Origin of the sequence: Rhodohalobacter mucosus (genome assembly GCF_003150675.1) — a bacterium.
Classification (GTDB): domain Bacteria; phylum Bacteroidota; class Rhodothermia; order Balneolales; family Balneolaceae; genus Rhodohalobacter; species Rhodohalobacter mucosus.
Genome location: NZ_QGGB01000006.1, coordinates 267,670 through 286,749, shown reverse-complemented (window position 1 = coordinate 286,749; position 19,080 = coordinate 267,670). Strand labels below are relative to the sequence as shown.

General features: G+C 47.9%; 19 protein-coding genes. 9 read left to right on the top strand and 10 right to left on the bottom strand.

Going from position 1 to position 19,080, the window contains the following annotated elements:
• Window positions 1–7: 7 nt before the first annotated feature.
• Entirely contained in the window at window positions 8–457 is a 450-nt protein-coding gene (locus tag DDZ15_RS08965) for a RidA family protein (protein ID WP_199222922.1), read from the bottom strand.
• 34 nt (window positions 458–491) lie between these two features.
• A complete protein-coding gene (locus DDZ15_RS08960) occupies window positions 492–1,784 on the bottom strand; it encodes an aminotransferase class V-fold PLP-dependent enzyme (RefSeq protein ID WP_109646749.1) in 1,293 nt (430 codons plus the stop codon).
• Window positions 1,785–1,996: 212 nt separating this feature from the next.
• On the opposite strand from DDZ15_RS08960, the gene DDZ15_RS08955 reads away from it, so the two are divergent.
• Complete coding sequence (locus DDZ15_RS08955) at window positions 1,997–2,779, top strand: copper resistance protein NlpE N-terminal domain-containing protein (protein ID WP_109646748.1); 783 nt, start codon at window positions 1,997–1,999, stop codon at window positions 2,777–2,779.
• A gap of 45 nt (window positions 2,780–2,824) precedes the next feature.
• Here the strand turns inward: DDZ15_RS08955 and DDZ15_RS08950 are convergent, their stop codons facing one another.
• From DDZ15_RS08950 to DDZ15_RS08925, 6 genes are all read right to left on the bottom strand, one after another.
• Complete coding sequence (locus DDZ15_RS08950; RefSeq protein ID WP_109646747.1) at window positions 2,825–3,568, bottom strand: HAD hydrolase family protein; 744 nt, start codon at window positions 3,566–3,568, stop codon at window positions 2,825–2,827.
• Between the two features lie 6 nt (window positions 3,569–3,574).
• Window positions 3,575–4,624 (bottom strand): vWA domain-containing protein, encoded by a 1,050-nt coding sequence (locus DDZ15_RS08945; protein ID WP_109646746.1) that lies wholly within the window; start codon window positions 4,622–4,624, stop codon window positions 3,575–3,577.
• Between the two features lie 144 nt (window positions 4,625–4,768).
• Window positions 4,769–6,046: an MFS transporter gene (locus DDZ15_RS08940; protein ID WP_109646745.1), complete on the bottom strand. Its 1,278-nt coding sequence runs from the start codon at window positions 6,044–6,046 to the stop codon at window positions 4,769–4,771.
• Between the two features lie 220 nt (window positions 6,047–6,266).
• Window positions 6,267–6,725 carry a dUTP diphosphatase gene (dut, locus tag DDZ15_RS08935; protein ID WP_199222929.1) on the bottom strand — a complete coding sequence of 153 codons (459 nt, stop codon included), beginning with the start codon at window positions 6,723–6,725 and terminating at the stop codon, window positions 6,267–6,269.
• Entirely contained in the window at window positions 6,715–7,521 is an 807-nt protein-coding gene (locus tag DDZ15_RS08930) for a DUF3108 domain-containing protein (protein ID WP_158278658.1), read from the bottom strand. Before DDZ15_RS08930 ends, dut begins: the two co-directional genes overlap by 11 nt.
• Entirely contained in the window at window positions 7,502–7,843 is a 342-nt protein-coding gene (locus DDZ15_RS08925) for an arsenate reductase family protein (RefSeq protein ID WP_109646742.1), read from the bottom strand. Before DDZ15_RS08925 ends, DDZ15_RS08930 begins: the two co-directional genes overlap by 20 nt.
• Window positions 7,844–7,985: 142 nt before the next feature.
• Between DDZ15_RS08925 and DDZ15_RS08920 the strand changes: the two genes are divergently transcribed.
• The 8 genes from DDZ15_RS08920 (at window position 7,986) to DDZ15_RS08885 (ending at window position 16,889) form a co-directional block, all read left to right on the top strand.
• Window positions 7,986–8,501 carry a hypothetical protein gene (locus DDZ15_RS08920; protein ID WP_109646741.1) on the top strand — a complete coding sequence of 172 codons (516 nt, stop codon included), beginning with the start codon at window positions 7,986–7,988 and terminating at the stop codon, window positions 8,499–8,501.
• Between the two features lie 114 nt (window positions 8,502–8,615).
• Window positions 8,616–8,894 carry a hypothetical protein gene (locus tag DDZ15_RS08915; protein WP_109646740.1) on the top strand — a complete coding sequence of 93 codons (279 nt, stop codon included), beginning with the start codon at window positions 8,616–8,618 and terminating at the stop codon, window positions 8,892–8,894.
• On the top strand, window positions 8,884–9,393 hold the full coding sequence (locus DDZ15_RS08910) for an acyl-CoA carboxylase biotin carboxyl carrier protein subunit (protein WP_109646739.1): 510 nt from the start codon (window positions 8,884–8,886) through the stop codon (window positions 9,391–9,393). Before DDZ15_RS08915 ends, DDZ15_RS08910 begins: the two co-directional genes overlap by 11 nt.
• Window positions 9,386–10,654, top strand: a complete 1,269-nt coding sequence (gene murA / locus DDZ15_RS08905) for a UDP-N-acetylglucosamine 1-carboxyvinyltransferase (protein ID WP_109646738.1) — start codon at window positions 9,386–9,388, stop codon at window positions 10,652–10,654. Before DDZ15_RS08910 ends, murA begins: the two co-directional genes overlap by 8 nt.
• Before the next feature lie 411 nt (window positions 10,655–11,065).
• Window positions 11,066–12,799: an Rne/Rng family ribonuclease gene (locus DDZ15_RS08900; protein ID WP_109646737.1), complete on the top strand. Its 1,734-nt coding sequence runs from the start codon at window positions 11,066–11,068 to the stop codon at window positions 12,797–12,799.
• Window positions 12,800–12,862: 63 nt separating this feature from the next.
• On the top strand, window positions 12,863–13,414 hold the full coding sequence (hslV, locus tag DDZ15_RS08895) for an ATP-dependent protease subunit HslV (protein ID WP_109646736.1): 552 nt from the start codon (window positions 12,863–12,865) through the stop codon (window positions 13,412–13,414).
• 27 nt (window positions 13,415–13,441) lie between these two features.
• Window positions 13,442–14,851 carry an ATP-dependent protease ATPase subunit HslU gene (gene hslU, locus DDZ15_RS08890; protein ID WP_109646735.1) on the top strand — a complete coding sequence of 470 codons (1,410 nt, stop codon included), beginning with the start codon at window positions 13,442–13,444 and terminating at the stop codon, window positions 14,849–14,851.
• A 142-nt stretch (window positions 14,852–14,993) separates the two neighbouring features.
• Window positions 14,994–16,889, top strand: a complete 1,896-nt coding sequence (locus DDZ15_RS08885; protein WP_109646734.1) for a S41 family peptidase — start codon at window positions 14,994–14,996, stop codon at window positions 16,887–16,889.
• A gap of 9 nt (window positions 16,890–16,898) precedes the next feature.
• Here DDZ15_RS08885 and DDZ15_RS08880 read toward each other — a convergent pair whose 3' ends face one another.
• Window positions 16,899–17,603: an RsmE family RNA methyltransferase gene (locus tag DDZ15_RS08880; RefSeq protein ID WP_109646733.1), complete on the bottom strand. Its 705-nt coding sequence runs from the start codon at window positions 17,601–17,603 to the stop codon at window positions 16,899–16,901.
• 225 nt (window positions 17,604–17,828) lie between these two features.
• Window positions 17,829–19,040 carry a 2'-deoxycytidine 5'-triphosphate deaminase gene (locus DDZ15_RS08870; protein ID WP_109646731.1) on the bottom strand — a complete coding sequence of 404 codons (1,212 nt, stop codon included), beginning with the start codon at window positions 19,038–19,040 and terminating at the stop codon, window positions 17,829–17,831.
• Window positions 19,041–19,080 lie beyond the last annotated feature (40 nt).

Sequence of the window (19,080 nt, the reverse complement as noted above, 5' to 3'; positions counted from 1 at the left end):
TCTCCCCCTACCTCACTGCTACTGCTTTAATCTCCACAAGGGCATCTCTCGGCAGCCTGGCGGCTTCAACGACAGCGCGAGCCGGGAGGGTTTCTGTAAAATATTCACTGTAGATCGTATTGAAAGCTGAAAAATTTTCGATGTCGCTCAAAAATACATCCACCGAAACAACATCCTGAAAGCTCATCCCCGCTGCTTCAAGCACCACCCCGAGGTTATCCAGCGCCTTGCGGGTTTGTGATTCGAGATCCTCACCCGCCATTTCGCCTGTTTCGGGATCCAGGCCCAGCTGACCCGCGGCATAGAGCGTATTTCCGGCCAGTATCCCCTGGCTGTAGGGTCCGATGGCTGCGGGTGCCTCATCCGTATCGATTATGATCTTTTCGGTCTCTGTGCCGGTACATGCCGAAATCATGAAAAGGAAACAGGCGGCGACCATCAATCTGTAAAGTCTCATAAATAGTAGATGTTAAACCGTTGAGTGATGTTGATCAGATACCGTTTACAAGTACATCTTTCATCGCATCGGCGAACCGATCGAGTTCTTTAAGCGTAGTGTAGACGTTGGGCGTAACGCGGATACCTTCAAATTCAGGGTGTTTGATGGGCGTTACGATGATGCGGTACTTTCTCCATAGATGGTTCCCCAGCTCCCCGCAGTCGATACCCTTCAACTGAGCGGTCACAATGCCGCAGGCGTACTCCGGATTTCGGCTGGTGTGCAGTACAAAGCGGTCGTCATCGATCAGCTGTTCCACCCAGTAGTCGCTCAGGTATTTCATCCGTGCACCCTTGCGGGCCGGACCAATCCCCTCGTGAAACGTAAGGGCCTCTGCAATGGAGATAAAATTCGCAAGAGGATGGGTTCCTATTTCCTCAAATTTACGAATGTCGCTGTCTAATGATTCGGGAGCAGCCATCATGGGCCAAAGATCCCTGATCCTGTCTTTTTTTACATACAGCATTCCTGTTCCGTGGGGTGCAAACAGCCACTTGTGTAAACTGGTAGCGTAGTAATCACACCCCAGATCATTTCGGTTGAAGTCAAAGTGCGCAAATGTATGGGCCCCGTCCACAATCACCGGAATGCCTCTTCTTCGCGCCATTTCCACTACCGGTTTTACGGGCAGAATCTGCCCGGTTATGTTGATCATATGACTCATCAGGATGAGTTTTGTGCGCGGTGTAATATTCTGCTCAAAGAGTGATACGATTTCATCCGGGTCCTCGGCAGGCACAGGGATAGGGAATTGCTTGAGGCGTATTCCCTCCCGACGTTCGCGCTGTTTGAATGTAGTGATCATCCGCGGGTAGTCCTGTGTGGTGGTCAATACCTCGTCACCTTCCAAAAGATCCATTCCAAGCTGACAGATCTGAAGCCCTTCCGAAGCATTGCGGGTTATGGCTATCTCCTCCGTATCCGTACCGAAGGTACGTGCGAGGCGCTGTCTAACCGCCTCTTTTTGCGGCTGAAGAATACGCCACATGGTATAGACGGGTGCTTCATTGGAGTAGTCAAGGTGCCGTTTCATGGCATCCTGAACAACGTCCGGTGCCGGACTCACACCTCCGTTATTAAGATTGATCAGGCTTCGATCGGCTGTGAAAGCCTGTTGCACGGTGTACCAGTAGTCTTCGTTGGCAGCTATTTCAGAAGGCGTTCCGTTATAATCAGCCAGCTTATCAAGCGTTTCGTGCCTGTCTTTCAAGGAGAGCATAGGCGTTATGGCAAGGCCGGCAGAAACACTTCCCATCTGCCTCAGAAACTCTTTTCTGTTCAGCATGAAATCCCCATTTTTGGTTTGGATGTAATTCTGAAATAATCAAAATATATGATTAGAACAACCCGTCTCATTATTTCGCAGATCGCATTGAGGCGTATATCCTCAAACAGAGTCTTACGCCTGCACAATCATCACGGTATGTTTATATCCTACCGCAGCTGCAGACAGTTGCTTATATTTATCAGAAAGCGGTACCCCCATATATCATTTTCATGAATAACAAACTCATTAATATCCTGCTATTGCTGCTGCTGGCACTTTTTATCTCATTTCGCCTGTTTACAGCATGCAATCAGATACAGGAACAACCGCAGGCTGAGTTGAGTGATCCGATATCTACACTTCCGGCAGTGTTTACCGGTACAATCCCCTGTGCGGACTGTCCCGGTATTGAGGTGCATCTTCTTTTGAAAGAGAACAACCGGTTCAGAGAACTGAACTGGTACCGTGACCGAAACCCCGAACCGATGATCACAGAGGGAGCGTGGAGTTTGCGTGGTGATACCCTCGCACTTTTTGATGACGAAGATAAACGCTTTAAGACATATCTCTATAGTGAAGAAACGGTTACGATGCTCGACAGCCACAACCGGCAGATAACCGGAGATCTCAGCGAAATGTACGTGCTTGAGAGATCACAAATGGAGTCAGGAATACGGGAGCGGCATGAGGAACTGAGAACAGAAGAGGGAATTGTTTTTCTGGCATCCGGTAACGAGCCCTTCTGGTCTGTTCGGGTTGATTCATCCGATGTGCTCTCTTTCATAACGCCTGAATCGGAGTGGAGTGAACAGGCCGGCCATCAGATTGCGGGCGATGAACTATTTGTCTGGACCACACGGCACAACAGCATCAACATGACCGTGACTGCTGAAAAAAACTGGTGCACTGATACAATGAGCGGATTTCTGTTTACCCATCAGGTTACAGTCGTGCTGAACAACAGCGAACAAAGAGAATTACGAGGCTGCGGACGATTCTTGGGAAACGAGTAACTGGCAGCGAGTAGTGAATATTGAGAACTTCCCGCTACTTGATACTCAAGACTCAGAATTAAACCTGATAATTTTCTGATAGGCTTCCAGTACGGCGCGGGTGGCTTCCTGGTCGATCACCTCTGCATTATCTTTTGCAATTTGACGTGCATTTTTAGGCGCAAAGGCCATTTTAACCTGTTTCATGGCAGGCACATCCCCGCTGGAATCCCCGATATAGGCCATTTCGTCCAGTCTGATATCCAGTGCTTCGCTTAGCAGCTTCACGCCCTGCAGTTTATCATTCCCGGGCAAAAGAATATTGACGGATATATCCGTGGCATGTACCTCAGGAACCGGATCCATCCCCTGAACCCGCTCCAGAACCCGTCCGTGAATCTCGTCTATGATACCATGATCCATGCAGACTACCCCTGCGTCCATCATTTTCGTGAATTCAATGATTACGCCGGGATAATCCGGTAAAACTTCATGTCTCAGCCAGTCTCGCATGGTATTGATCATATCAAGCGCGCCTTCATCTTCAGGCAGAGCAGTTACAATTCGATTCCCATCCCAGTGATAAAGTCCAGCGCTTTCAAATATAAACGGGAGCCGTATGTCGAGCCACTGTGCAACGGCTTCTGCATAGGGAAATGGACGTCCCGTACAGAGGGTGAGATGCGGAACAGCTCCGGGATTTTTACTTTTCAGGTTTAAGTCTCTGATAGCATTTATAGCTTCCCAATCGGGTGTTTTAAAGGGATGTGAGATACACCCGTCGAGATCCGTGACGAATAGTTTAATCATATGATTTTATGAGTCAGATTGATTGAATCGTGACATCCACGTCTCTTTTCTCTTGATGGAGTCCGGGAAAAAGAGAGCTATCAATAAAAACCCAAGTCCCGTGAGGAGCATAACCTGATACCTGTTCTCGTAGTCTGCATACTCCTGTGATGAAAATTCACCGCGCTCCAGTTCGTCAAGCCGTGCAAAAAAAGGCTCGATCGTATCGCTGCCGGACGTAATTTCATAGTACTCTCCCCCTCCTTCACGTGAAATTTCCTGAAGCGTCTGTGGTTCAAGTGTGGATGTTACGGTGTTTCCTTCGCTGTCTCTGTGATAGGACACCGTCCTGCCGGCTTCATCCGTTATCGGAATCAGATCGCCCTCGCGTGTTCCGATACCCGCCGTAAACACCACTATACCGTTATCCGTTAGCCGCTTCAATTCTTCATCGTAGGGCGGACCGTGATGTTCACCATCTGCAACCAGCAGCAGTACGTTTGCCGCTCCCTGATGACGCTCCATCGATTCAAATGCTTCAGCAGCCCTGGAGAGTGCAGATGTAAAATTCGTACCGCTATTGGGCATCTGATCGGTATTGGCGATGTCAAGGAATAGCCGCATTGCAGCATAATCTGTTGTAAGCGGAGCCTGGTTGAATGCTTCATCGGTAAACACCAGCAGTCCGATCCGGTCTCCTCTCAAGCGGTTTACCAGTCTGTTGATTTCAAATTTGGCCTTGTCTAACCGGCTGGGGCGTACATCCTGAACGTTCATGCTTCTGGAGAGATCCAGGGCTACCATCAGGTTGAGTCCGGTTCGCTGCACTTCACGTACCTCAGTTCCGATCTTTGGGCCTGCGAGAGCTACAATAAAAAACAGGGCAGCGAATAAAAAACCGAAGAGGCGAACTACATCACCCCTGCTCCAGTAGTTGCGACGAAGCTGCTCTATCAGCCGGTCATCAAACTGAGCCTTACGCTTTTTTATCTGGATGGTTTTAAACCACCAGTACCCTGCTCCGAGGATCGGAATTAAAAGGAGCAACCAGAGAAAGCCGCTATTTTCCCAAATCATTACTGCGTGTTAATCTCTTTATAGAAACAAGAATTCAGCCCTGAAGATAACATTAATTCCGGGGTCTGAGAACCCGCTTTTGCGAAAAGTTAACGTTTGGCCCCCTCAAATCTTTTACTGAACCCTATTCAGATAACTTTGCGGCTACGGGTGTCCTGAAACAGCCATTTTCTTCTCTGAAACCGTATATTTTTCTTCAGCAGGTGCTACAACATTGAGCCAGGCAATACCGGCAATGATCAGCATCACTGAAAAGAGGCCCATCGTCTGCCGGATTGAAAGAAGTTCAAATTCCAGTATAAGAGCCGCCATTGTGACGGATAGAGACTGGGCCAGTGTAAAAAGAAGCCATTCAAGGCTGAACACCCTTCCGCGCAGTGTATCCGGGGCCCTTCGCTGTAAAAGCACCGTACTCATCACCCAATTGGACCCGGAAGCCATATGTGCAAGCATTACGAAAAGACTCATGATAAGCACGCTTTCTACCAGGCTTACCACGCTGTACATCAGACCGCCGCATATCATAAATATACCCATACCCATTACCCACCGGTTTTCACTTTTGAAAATCCTGCGGCCTACTACCGGACCGATCCCCGTACCGACTCCCCGCGCGGCGTATAGAATACCCAGACCTATGCTTCCCATCATCAGAATATCTTCGGCAACAATAATCAGCAGATACACAAGGGCACCCAAACACATGGTAAAGATACCTTTGGCAAGTGTAGGCCGGAGTACGTGCTTATTGTTAAACGTGTAATTTAAGCCTTCGCGAATGCCCGTGAGAGGATTCCTGGTACGGTATAGTTCCCTTTTCGACATTTTTGCCTGAGGTATGGACGCCCGATAGATAATAAACGTTGAGATCATGTACGTAAACCCGTTGATCATAAAAACCAGATCGGTACCCAGCCAGGCCGTTGCGAACCCGCCCAGGGCCATACCGGTAGTAAAAATGATGCTCCAGGAGGCTGCAGAGAGTATGTTAGCCACAACCAGCTCTTCCGATGTTGTGACGTTTGGAATAGAGGATGTCTTCGCAGGTTCAAAGATGGCGGCGAACGACATCTGTGCCGATATGAGCACATAGGCCAGCCAAAGCAGATCGGCAGAGGTAATGAGGATAAACCCAAGCACAATCACTCCCCTTGCAATATTGCACCAGATCATTAGTTTCCGGCGGTTGAAACGGTCTGTAAAATAGCCCGCGATCGGTGAAAAAGAGGCCAGGCTAAGCATTTTTACGACAATAATGAGCCCAAGCAGGAGTTCGGATCCGCTGTACTCCTGAATCAATGCATATATGGCGAGTATCCCGAACCAGTCACCAAAGTTGGCAATAATCTGTGCAAGCCAAAGTCTTCGGTAGTCGGCATTGGTACGAACAAGATCAATGTATGGTTTTAGGGTAATGGACAAGTTTAGTTTTGAGTGTTGAGTTTTGAGTTCTCAGTTGTTGGTTGCCGGTTGTTGGTAGTGAGTCGTGCGTGTTTTTATAATAAAGTTGAATTTATCAACAGAACTTTTACCATTTTTCACCCCTCAACATCACCCAGTGCAAACTTCTGCCTTCTGCCTTTTCACTTTTCCTTTCTGCCTTTTGCCTTTTCACTCCTCACTCCTAATTCCTAACTCTACGCTAAGCAACTCCGGTACTGCCAAATCCTCCCTGGCCTCTTTCCGTTCCCGGCAAGGTATCTGTTTTACGAACGGTTGCCTGGATCACCGGTGAGATGACCATCTGGGCAATTCGGTCGCCATGATTTATGGTGAAAGGATCGTTCCCATGATTAATAGCGAGCACTTTCACCTCTCCCCTGTAGTCTGAGTCGATCGTACCCGGTGAGTTGAGCATGGTTATACCGTATTTGTATGCAAGGCCGCTTCTGGGACGAATCTGGGCTTCATACCCGCGGGGCAGCGCCATTTGGAAACCGGCGGGCACCAGCGCACGTTCACCCGGTTTCAATACGATTGGCTCGGTAATGGCGGCCCGCACATCCATTCCGGCCGCTTCGCCTGACTCATAACCCGGCAGGTCAAGGTCCATAGCGTGTTCCAGTTTTTTGAACCAAACGGTTACCCCATTACTCTGCATGTCGCTCATAGGAGATAAGTCTCACCTTTACGTTTCCAAATATAACTTTCACGTGCGCCTCAACAGGGATCCGCAGGTCATCCGCCGAAAACCATGATTTAAAGTTACCGTTAAATCCGAAAGGACCGTCCACATCCGCATGCCCTTCACTCAGGTAGGTCTCTACAGGTTCATCAAACGCATCGTATTCCCTGCGCCTGGTTTCGGTGCGGCTGGTCGCAGTTACGGTTCCTTTTTCCCCTTCAATGTATACAGGCATTCTGTAGGCCCCCGGTTCGCCCGCATATAATCTGGAATAGTAAAAAATGATGTCCCCGCCGCTGGCCGGTTCTTCGAGGCTGAGCGTGTCGACCGCTTCACCATGCTCAAAGAATCTTACTTCATCCTCTTCACGGTCAAAAACGGCACGCACGCTGTTATACTCTTCATCATGAACATCGTCGCGCCAGAAAACGAAACTGTAGGGCCATTTATCATTAAACTGAAAGATATTCTGATAATCCACGATACGCGTACCCACAAACGGAATACGCCGGTTCGACCGGATCCTCGTGCGCATGTGGTACGCTTTTTTACCGTTCCAGGTTGTATCGGGCAGAAGTTCGACATCAACCCAGCCAAGGGTAAGAAATCCGTATCGCACTTCGTATTCAAACACCTCCCGTGCATCCAGCATCATCTGCATGGTAGGCGGTTCACTGCGTTCATAAATGAACTGTGTCTGTGAATAAAGCTCACCAGCCGTTAAAATAAGAAGCAGGATTACAAGCCGGGTTTTACGAAACAAATGCTTCAAAAGAGTCCTCATCATAGCCCACCAATATCGCCTCACCGCGCACCAGTACAGGCCTTTTTATCATTGTTTGATTTTCCAGTAATACGTCAAAAAGTTCCTTATCCGACAGGTTTTTATCTTTGAGGCCGAGCTGACGCCATTTCATACCGCGTTTGTTCACCAGTACGTCGAGACCGATCTGCTGCACAAGCGATTGAAGTTCCCCCCTGGAAAGGGGTTCTTTTTTAAAGTCGATAAACTCGTATTCAATTTGGTTATTTTTAAGCCAGGAAAAGGTATCCCGTACTTTATTACAGTTTTTGATTCCGTAAACCTGTATCATTCCAAATGGTAATTATTCCTGTTTCAATGACTTAAAAATTACGACTTTTTCTTAAGCTTTGTATAATCTAAACAAATCCGTTTACAGGCTTTTTTAAAGTTATACAGAGGACATTCGCACAGACCGAACAGATCCGAAACTGATGATTTCTTTTTTTCGCAACCCGTCTTTTTCCTTTTCCATTGTGCTTTTCACCGTTCTGATTACCGCATCGGCTTGTAACCGTTCAAGCGACCAGCGTGAATTTGAACGCGCAGCCTTCAGCATACCGGAGGGCATAACTCAAACCGATGCAACCGGAAATGTGATCAGCCGCGACTCTGACGACTGGAGAGTAGCTCCCTTTTTTCAGGGTGTAATTGAAATTGACCCGGCATATCCGAATCCTGTTCTTACAAACGAGCTGGTCCGGATCAACCGTATTGTAACCGGTGTGGAATCTGTGTCGGGCCTGCGGGTGTTTGTATTCTATGAATCGGGTAATGTGCGGCCCATAGATAATGATGTTCGAAATCCGCTGCCCCCGGGCCTTGATGTGATTTCACTTGAACCCACACTTATTTCCGAGTTTCCTGAAAATCCTCAGGGGCTCTACAGGGTGGTGATTACCGACCTTAATGAAAATGTGATCACGTACGGCGACATTCGAATCGAATGATTAATCAGAGAGAGCCACGATCCGGGTTTTATGCTGCTGTGAACAGACTGCGTGAGCACCTGCGCCGGTTCATCATCTTGTCATTCATTATCTGAGACTCTATCTTATTTTTATATGTTAAAAACAAAACTGACAAAGTCTGAGCTGTCCATTCTGAGGGTTCTTATTTTTGCTGAAGATTTTTCACTGATACTAAGCGAAACCGGACTCAATTCCGGCGCTGTTCGTGATGATCTGATCAAACTTATTAATCACGGATACATTGAAGTTTATGATGACCATGGCGGCTACAAGAGGGTTCCATCCGCATTTTACGATTCGGATCATATTGATCAGTTTCGCTTTAAAGCCACTAAACTTGGATTAAAGAGTATTCAGCACCATGCAATATAAAAGCACCATCGGTAACCAGTCGTTTGAAGTGACCATAAGCGATGATCGTACATCGGCCATTGTTAACGGTGAAAACATCCCGTTTGAATTGGTTAAGAACCAAAATGGCAGAATTTTGTTCAGAACCGGAACCAAACTCTATCGAATCGATAACATAGAGACAGACGGCCGAAAGGTTTCGTTTTCACTCAACGGAAAATTTCTTGAAACAGACGTGCTGGATGAGAAGGATCTCCTGCTTGAAGAGATGGGATTCAGTACGCAGGCTGAAGGATCAGCCGGAACCCTCAATGCCCCCATGCCCGGAAAGATACTGGAATTGCTGGTTCGTGAAGGTGATGAGGTTGAACAGGGAGATTCCGTGATTATCCTGGAAGCCATGAAAATGGAAAATGAGCTTAAGGCTCCCACTCATGGCGTAGTTGTTAAAGTGGATGTGAAAACGAACGACAACGTAGAAAAAAATCAACCTCTTTTAGAAATAGAACCGCGTGGATAAATTCATTATTGAGGGGCCTACCCCGCTGAAAGGAACCATACCTGTAAGCGGGTCAAAAAATGCGGCGCTGCCGCTGATGGCCGCAGCCCTTCTGGGCGATTCCCCATCTGTACTGAGGCTCATTCCAAAACTCAACGACATCTATACCTTCAACAACGTTCTTCGGGTTACGGGAACGCGTGTTGACTTTTCGGATGACGACAACCGGCTTACCATAGACCCCGAAAATCTAAGCTTTCTTGAGGCGCCTTACGACCTGGTAAGAAAAATGAGAGCCTCCTTTTATATGCTGGGCGCATTGCTGGGAAGAGCCGGAGAAGCCAAAGTATCCCTGCCGGGAGGATGTGCCTGGGGGCCGAGGCCGGTGGATCTCCATCTGAAAGGTTTTGAAGCGATGGGAATAAATATTGACCTCGACAAGGGATATGTTGTCGCATCCATGGACGGTGAATATACGGAAGGCGGAGAGTTTACACTCGAGCCAAGCAGTGTGGGAGCTACCGTAAACCTTATTCTGGGCGCTGTAAAACGCGCTGAAAAATTTGTGATTAAAAACGCTGCCAAAGAACCCGATGTGGTGCTTCTGTGTTCCATGCTTCGGAAAATGGGTGCCGATATCGATGGCGTGGGAACCGATCAGCTCACTATCCGCAAGGTAGAGCGGCTTCAGGGTGTTGAATTTTTCAACTCTCCCGATCGTATCGAAACCGGAACCTTTATGATCGCAGCTGCCATGCATCCCGGGTCTGATCTCACTCTGACGGGCTGCAACCCTAGCGACCTGGGCACCTTTCCGGACTTCTTTGATAAGCTTGGTGTCCATACAGAATACATCGGCAATGAAATACGCATCGTATCTGCGCCCAATATCAATCCGGTATCCATAGAGACAGAGATCTATCCCGGATTTCCCACCGATCTTCAGGCACAATGGGCCACGTTAATGACCCAGGCTTCAGGAAAAAGTGTGGTTACCGACACCATATACTTTGACAGGTTCAGCTACGTTCCTGAATTGAACAGGCTTGGCGCAAATCTGAAGGTAGACAAGAACAGCGTGACGATTGAGGGTAAAACCCCTCTTGCCGGTGCATCGGTAATGAGTACGGATCTTCGTGCAAGCGTCAGCCTGGTTTTGGCCGCGATGGCTGCCGAAGGCCGGTCGGAAGTGCTCCGCGTGTACCATCTCGACCGCGGATATGAAGATCTGGAGCAGAAGCTCAATGCGGCCGGAGCATCCGTGGAAAGACATTCAGAATAGAGACTGACGCGTTTTTCACATAACGCTGTACTAAATTGGCTGGAAGCGATTCAATATTTAATTATTAGATAACTTTCTGCTATATTTATTTACAATTTGATGTTGTATGCCAAACTCAGACATATTTACTGAAACCATTGTTATACAGTAGTTTGCAAAATATTATCTCCCACATCTTATTCCTTGCAGGAGCGGTCTCCCGCCCCCAGGAACACCCTGTTGCTTCGGCAGAAAGGGCTGTGCATACATCTCATACGGTTTTTAACAAGAATTATAACAGCAAGGCAGCTCGCTCAGCCACTTCTGCTGACAATCCGCCGGAGAGTACCACCCATTATTTCAGGTTTGTCCAGATTTTTTTGACGGTGAAATGCAGGCTTAGCGAATTGCTGATGAAATTTCTAAGCATACATGAAGAACCAGATTATTATCCATTCTTCGGGCAAACAGACCCGGGTAGCACTTTTGGAAAACGGGGAACTTGCCCAGTTATTTATAGAATCTGAAGACAACCAGCGCACAGTTGGTGATATTTATTTAGCGAGAGTACACAAGGTGATGAGCGGCATAAGAGCTGCGTTTATCGACCTTGGGATGGAGAAGGATGCCTTTCTTCACTTCTCCGATGCAGGTGATCACCTGGGGTCTTATATCAAGATGATGAATGGTGAGGGTGCGATTTCCAAAAGCGCCGATAAAGAACTTCAAAAGTTTGATAAGCTCTCCAATAACGAAAAGCAGATCCTGGCCGGCAAATTGCTCAGAAACAATCAAAATCTGCTGGTACAGATTGTAAAGGAACCGATTGGCTCAAAAGGTCCGCGGGTCTCCACAGATATCACAATTGCGGGCCGTTTCCTGGTTCTTATTCCCATGGGGGAATACATCGCTCTTTCCAAGAAAATTAACCGGGGAAGGGAGCGCAAACGCCTGAAGAGTATTGTGGGCTCCATGCTGCCCGACGGATTTGGCGTGATTGTACGTACAGTTGCCCAGGGACAGGACAAGGAGTCTATTGAAGACGACATGCGTACGGTTCTGAAAAAATGGGAGCGAATTCTCAATAAACTGGAATCGGCCAAGCCCCCTACCCTGCTCTACAAGGATCTGGATATTACGGAAAGCCTTATACGCGATCTTTTTGCGAAACAGTACGACAGAGTACTGATCGACGACTATCAGCTTTATAAATCGGTGAAGAGCTATGTATCACAGATTGCCCCTAAAATGCTTCCATCCGTTCAGCTCTACAAGGGAAAGGATCATGTCTTCGATCATGTGAACATCGGACATGATGTAAACTCTATTTTCAGTCCGAGGGTGCGCATGCCGTCCGGCGGGTACCTTATTTTTGAACAGACTGAAGCGATGTATGTGGTGGATGTAAACTCAGGGCCCTACGCCGCAAAAGAAAGACAGGAAGACAACTCTCTTAAAACGAATCTGGAAGCGGCGCGTGAAATTGCCAAGCAGCTGCGTCTGCGTGATATCGGCGGGATTATCGTTGTTGACTTTATAGACCTGCGCGACGATAAAAACCGCAAGAAGATTTATGATGAACTGAAAAAAGAGTTCAAGAAAGACCGTGCCAAAACCAACGTTATCGGCATGAGCGATTTCGGACTGGTTCAGATTACAAGGCAGCGAATCCGCCCCAGCGTCGTCAATTCCGTTTCTAAAGTCTGCCCGATGTGCGGTGGTGTAGGCTCCGTGGTGAGCCAGGATACGATCATTACCGACATTGAGTCGTGGATCAGCAAATTCAAATACAGTACCGACTACCGCGCGGCCGATATCTACGTGAACCCATACCTTCAATCCTTCCTCACCCGCGGACCGATTAGTCAGCGACTGAAATGGATGTGGAAATACAAAGTGAAGATTACGTTCGTGGCTGATGAAAATACATCTCTGAACGAATTTAAAGCCACACTGGCAGGCTCTGATCTGGAGATCACCGACGTGGTACTGCAGGGCGGATCGATCGACAAGATACTTGCTGCCCAGGATAAACAGCTTCAGGAGATTGATACAGATGAAAACAACGGCGATACGCTCGACTACTACTCAAAAGATGACAAAAACGGTGACGGTCGAAGAAACATGCCAAAAAGACCGAAACGTCCCGCCCGGCAGGGTAATTGATTGATAACTGCTACCGCTGTATCAGCATTTGCACGTTAATATTTTTGAAACGACACCAGAAAAATGACAAATCTCAGGAATTTGCACGCTACAACTGTGCTTGGAATTATTCATAACGGTGATGTAGCCATTGGAGCCGATGGGCAGGCTACACTCGATAAAACCGTGATGAAAGCCACCGTTAAAAAAGTAAGGAAATTACAAAATGGTACCATCCTGGCGGGTTTTGCCGGGTCCACAGCAGACGCATTCACCCTTTTCGAGAAATTCGAAGAGAAACTGAACAGCTACAATGGAAATTTACAGAGGGCTGCCGTCGAGATGGCTAAGGAGTGGCGAAAAGATAAGTTTCTTCAGAAACTTGAAGCTCTTTTAGTAGTAATGGATAAGGACACACCATTGCTGATCTCCGGACAGGGAGATGTTATTGAACCGGATGACCAGATTCTGGCCATAGGCAGCGGCGGATCCTATGCACTGGCGGCGGCTCGCGCACTTAAGGAGAACGCACCGGAGCTGTCAGCCCGCGAGATTGTTGAGAAAGCACTGCATATTGCAGCTGACATCTGCATATACACCAACCATAATCTCTCCATACTTGAAATTGAAAATTAGGTAAGTACCTACGAAACGAGAAGTACCATGAAATTAATTGAACAACAGAACCTGACACCGCGACAGATTGTCGCAGAACTCGACAAATACATCATTGGCCAGAAAGAAGCGAAACGGTCGGTTTCAATCGCACTGCGAAACCGCTGGAGAAGATTGAAAGCCGATGAGGAGATCCGGGAAGAAATTATACCGAATAATATTCTGATGATCGGCCCTACCGGTGTTGGAAAAACCGAAATTGCACGAAGGCTGGCAAAACTTGCGGGTGCACCGTTTATCAAAGTGGAAGCCTCCAAATTTACCGAGGTCGGCTATGTTGGCCGTGATGTGGAATCCATGATCCGTGACCTCACCGATATTGCCGTAAATATGGTAAAACTGGAGATGCAGGAGCGTGTGAAGGAGAAGGCAGCCTCTGTGGTTGAAGAGAAAATCCTTGATATCCTGATACCGCCGGTCAGAAAAAAATCCTCCTCCTCCGTTAACAGTTCATCCGGAGAAGTGGGCTTTAACCCGGATTCTGCTTCCGACCAGGAACTGAATGAACGTACCCGAGAACGTTTTAGGGAAAAACTGCGCAACGGCGACCTGGAAGACCGTAAAGTTGAAATTGAGGTAGATTCCAAAAAAACACCCATGATGCAGGTATTCGGACCTCAGGGAATGGAGGAGATGGGTGTGAATCTTCAGGATATGCTTGGCAACCTTTCACGAGGCGGGCGCAAGACAAAACGAACCGTACCGATCAGTGAAGCGCGGGAAATCCTGCTTGAACAGGAGGCCGAAAAGCTGATCGACCACGAAGCCGCCGTTCAGGAAGCACTTGAGCGTGTTCAAAACCAGGGTATCGTGTTTATCGACGAAATTGACAAGGTGGCCAGCGATTCGTCAGCCAGCAGCAAGGGTGGCGGCGAAGTTAGCCGCCAGGGTGTACAGCGCGACCTGCTTCCCATCGTAGAGGGCAGCACGGTGAACACCAAGCACGGAATTGTTAAAACCGATCATATTCTTTTTATCGGCTCCGGTGCTTTTCATGTTTCCAAACCCTCCGACCTCATACCGGAACTTCAGGGCAGGTTTCCTATCCGTGTTGAGCTTAATTCACTCACGGAAGATGATTTCTTCGATATTCTCACCAAACCCAAAAATGCCCTCACCAAGCAGTACCAGGCAATGCTTGAATCCGAAGGTGTTACGGTTGAATTTACTGAACAGTCAATCCGGGAAATTGCCAGAATTGCTGCCGAAGTGAATCAGGCCGTTGAAAATATCGGTGCACGAAGGCTTCATACAATTCTTTCCACACTGCTTGAAGAACTGCTTTTTGCGGTGCCGGACGATATCAGCAGCGGTGAAATTACAATTGATGAAGACTACGTTGAAAAACAGCTCAGTGACCTTGTGAAAAACAAAGACCTGAGTCATTATATCTTGTAAAAAAAGAAATTGATTTCCGGCATCAAGAAACGATTTTACAAATCTCACGTTATAGATAGCAGGATTGTGGTTTTTCTACCGCTGTCTTGCTATACTGTTTCGTTAAAAGAAGCGTTACCTCTTCCAAACAGATAAAAAATTGATGTCCGTGAAAAAGTTTATTGCCCCGCAAATTGCACTGCTTTTCATCCTTTCATCCGTCTGGATTGCCGGTATCGACCAGGTAATTGTATCAAATGACGTTCATCAGGATAACCTGCACAAATATCTTCAGGTTCAAAGGAGAGTAATTGATAACTACTTTGGAGATACAAACCTCTCCTACCTATACAACAGAAGCATCGTCGGAATTGTAAAGGGGCTGGACAAACCGGAAATGGATATTGAGGGAACACCGATCGACACCACGGCCTCTCCCGAAATCAACAATCTAAGGGACTCCTACAATAGCTTTGAAGAAGCTTACCTGTATGTTGCCAACACCTATCCTGAAGCTGATATGAAAAGCCTTACGGAAGGAGCCATCAGATCCATGCTGAACACGCTCGACCCCCACTCTGTATATATCGAGGCAGACGACAGCGAGCGAATTGAGGAGGAGTTTGCAGGAAAATTTCAGGGTATTGGTATCCAGTTTAATATCATTCAGGATACTATAACCGTTATTACCGCTATATCCGGCGGCCCAAGCGACCAGCTTGGAATAATGTCGGGCGACCGCATCATCTCCATCAACGACAGCAGCGCGATCGGTTACACCAATGAAGATGTAATGAGAAAATTGCGCGGTGAGAAAGGAACCTCCGTTGATGTTGAAATTCAGAGGCCCAGCAGCTCCAATCCTTTTAATCTTACGATTGTACGGGATGATATTCCGCTAACCACCATTGATACGCACTACATGCTGGACGAAGAAACCGGCTATATTAAAATCAACCGGTTTGCGGCAACCACGCACGATGAATTTCTCGCCTCGCTGGATGATCTCAAGCAGCAGGGAATGAACCGGCTCATGCTCGACCTGCGCAACAACCCTGGCGGATATCTCAGCCAGGCGATCGCCATTTCTGAAGAATTTTTCCCTCGCGGCACAAAAATTGTTTCAACCCAAAGCCGTCACTCCCGTTTTAATCAGGAAGTTGTATCTCGCAGAGACGGATCTATCAAGGATACTCCAGTAATTGTTATGGTAAATGAAGGATCCGCTTCTGCAAGTGAAATTGTAAGCGGCGCCATTCAGGATCACGACCGGGGTCTGATCGTAGGACGCCGAACATTCGGCAAGGGCCTTGTTCAGCAGCAGTACGGACTGGTTGACGGTAGCAATATCCGGGTTACCATATCGAGGTACCTGACGCCTTCCGGCCGGCTGATTCAGAAACCGTTTAACGGAAGCGATGAAGACTATGCGTACGAGATCCATCACCGCTCAACCGATGCCTCGATGGATATCAAGTATTTCAGGGATGAGGTTCCCGATTCGCTTCACTATCAGACTTCCGCAGGCCGCCCAGTGCTCGGCGGAGGCGGCATTGTGCCCGACTTCATCATTCAGGAGGATACAACCCGGTCACCCTATCTTTTCAATTTCATGCTGGTAAACAGGGTTGACTTCAACTTTGTGCGCGATTATCTCGATCAGCAGGGAGAGTCATTTCGCAGCCGCTGGGAGAGCGATTTTCAGGATTTCCGAAACAATTTCGAGTGGAGCCAGAAAGACAAGGCCATGTTCCTTACCATGATGAAAGAGCAGGGTATGGAATTTTCAGATGACGTTTCAGAACCGGTTATAGAGGATGATGAAATCCTGAAACTGTCCCGCGAAACGTATGACGATCTGGTTACCCTCAATCACGGCAGGCTCAAAGCGGAACTGGCCCGTCAGGTTTGGGGTAATGAATACTTCTACCCGATCGTAAACGATGCTTTTAATGAGACGCTTCAGGAGGCCATGAAGCTATGGGATGAAGTAGAACAGCTGGAGGTTTACGCTCAGCAGCAAGCTGCAGCCGGTTTTAATACGGACTCTTTCGATTAAGACTGCTCATTACCGTTGCGTTCTGGTGAATCGGTCAACCATCACTGCAGCAGCTGTTTCCGTCCTCAGTCTGTTCAGTCCCAGAGAGTAAGCCGCAGCCCCCGCCTGATCCAGAAGATCTCTCTCCTGTCGTGAAAACCCGCCTTCCGGCCCTACAATAAGCCGAAAGGCCTCATTAGAAGGTGATTCTGTTATCTTCTGCTGCTGATCATCCGCGGTCTCATCAGCCATAATCAGTTTACCCTTACCCGATGCCTTAAGCGCATCCGACAAGTTCTGATACAGCTGGCAGTCCGGCAGCGTTAACCGTAAAGATTGCTTCATTGCAGAGAGTACGGTCGCTTCAATTCTATCCATACGCACGTTCTGCTTTTCTGAGTGATCGCCCCTGAACAGCAGAATTCGATCCGCACCCAGCTCCACGCACTTCTCAACAGCATACTCAAGCCGGTCGCGTTTCCGGATAAGTCCGATCAAAATAATCACCTTCGGTTTATGCTCCGCTGCGCTCCGTTCTTCAGTGATTTCCGCAATCAGATGCCCTTTTCCGGTTTCAGTAATTTGTGCGGTGTAATGGATGCCCTCCCCGTCGGTAACATGAATTTCATCCCCTTTTCTGTAGCGCAGTACTTTAAGTGCATGATCTGCTTCACCGCCTTCCAGCTGTAGTAAAGGCCGGTGGATGTGCTCAGGTTTTGCGTAAAACAAATTCATCGTTTCCGGCCTGTATTGGGAATCAAACCGGGTTCAAAAGAAGTCTGTCCGGTTTTAAGCATGGCCCGGATGTAGGGTTCACATAATCTGCATTGCGTACTGCAGATCTCTTCTTCCCGCAGCTCTTCGATTGTACACAAATTTTTGCCCGCGGCAATTTGATTGATCTCACCAAACGAAATGTCGTGACAAATACACCGGTTTACTGACATTCGCTTACCTCTGCTATTTCTGCCTGAAGTGTTTGCCCAGCTTCAGCCCCTGTCCCTGATAGTTGCTCTTTATATCGTTTCCGTACATGAATTCAGGGATTTCACTGTTGGGTTCAAACACCATGCTGCAAAAGGTCTGTCCATGCTCTATCAGGAAGGGTACGTCATGGGATCTCACTTCGAGTACTGCACGGGCACCACCGTCTTCAGCCGTTCCGCCAAATCCGCTGTCAAAAAAGCCCGCATAATGGGTCCGAAGCTCTCCCGAACCTGTATCGTAGGCTACCATTTCTGCCGCAAGATGCTTTGGTATGCGGCATCTTTCCCGCGATGCAAATATGTAGAACGCTTCGGGCTCGAGGATCAGATGCTCATCACTACCGGCAAGAATTGGCTCCCAGAAATCGGAAATTTCGTAGTGGTTGATATTGTCCAGGTCGATCATATCGCGATGCTTCTTCGCCTTGTAACCCAGAATATCATTTTCATCACCATGAAGGTTTACACTCAAAAAGAGACCGTTGTTAACTTTCACCGAATGAACGTCCATCGGCTCCCCGTTTTCATCAAAAAGCAGTGGATCCGAACTGTGTACGCGCAAAATTTCCTGATCAGAAAGTACGGTATGACCGTGCCGTACGCGCAGCTGGTTCAGCCTCTGCCCTGTTCTGACCCGGATAGGAAAGGATTTGGGAACCACCTCAAGGTAGAGATTTCCCTCAAAACCGGGTTCAATTTCCTCAAAGCGGTGTGAATAGTCGGTGATGACCCTTGTAAAGATATCCAGGCGGCCGGTGGTGCTTTTAGGGTTCGCTTTTGCTGTGAGATTTTCGGCAGAGATCAGCCGCAGATCACCTGTTCCGGAACCGTTAAAAAGTTTTTTCTGTGAGGAATAGTGCGAATCGGGCAGATTCAGCGTTTCGAGAAGCGGAATGATGTAAACACAGTTTGGCTCCAGCACGGCACCGTCCGTAATGGAAAACGAGTACTGGTACAGTTTATCAATCTTCTGCTGAACCGTCTCATTTTCAGGCAGGAAGCTGCTGCGAACGCGATAGGCGGTTTCTCCAAGCCTCAGATCGATAGAGTTGGGCTGAAACTGATTCTCTTCAATAGGGTGCCCCTCCACGCCGGATACAATCCCGGCTTCGACCAGCAGTTTTAACTTTTGGACAGGTAAAATTCCTTTCGTTCGAAGTGTGACGTCGCTAATTTTTTCGCTCATTCTGACTGATTCATTTCTGCAGAGCGAAGTTAACAATTTA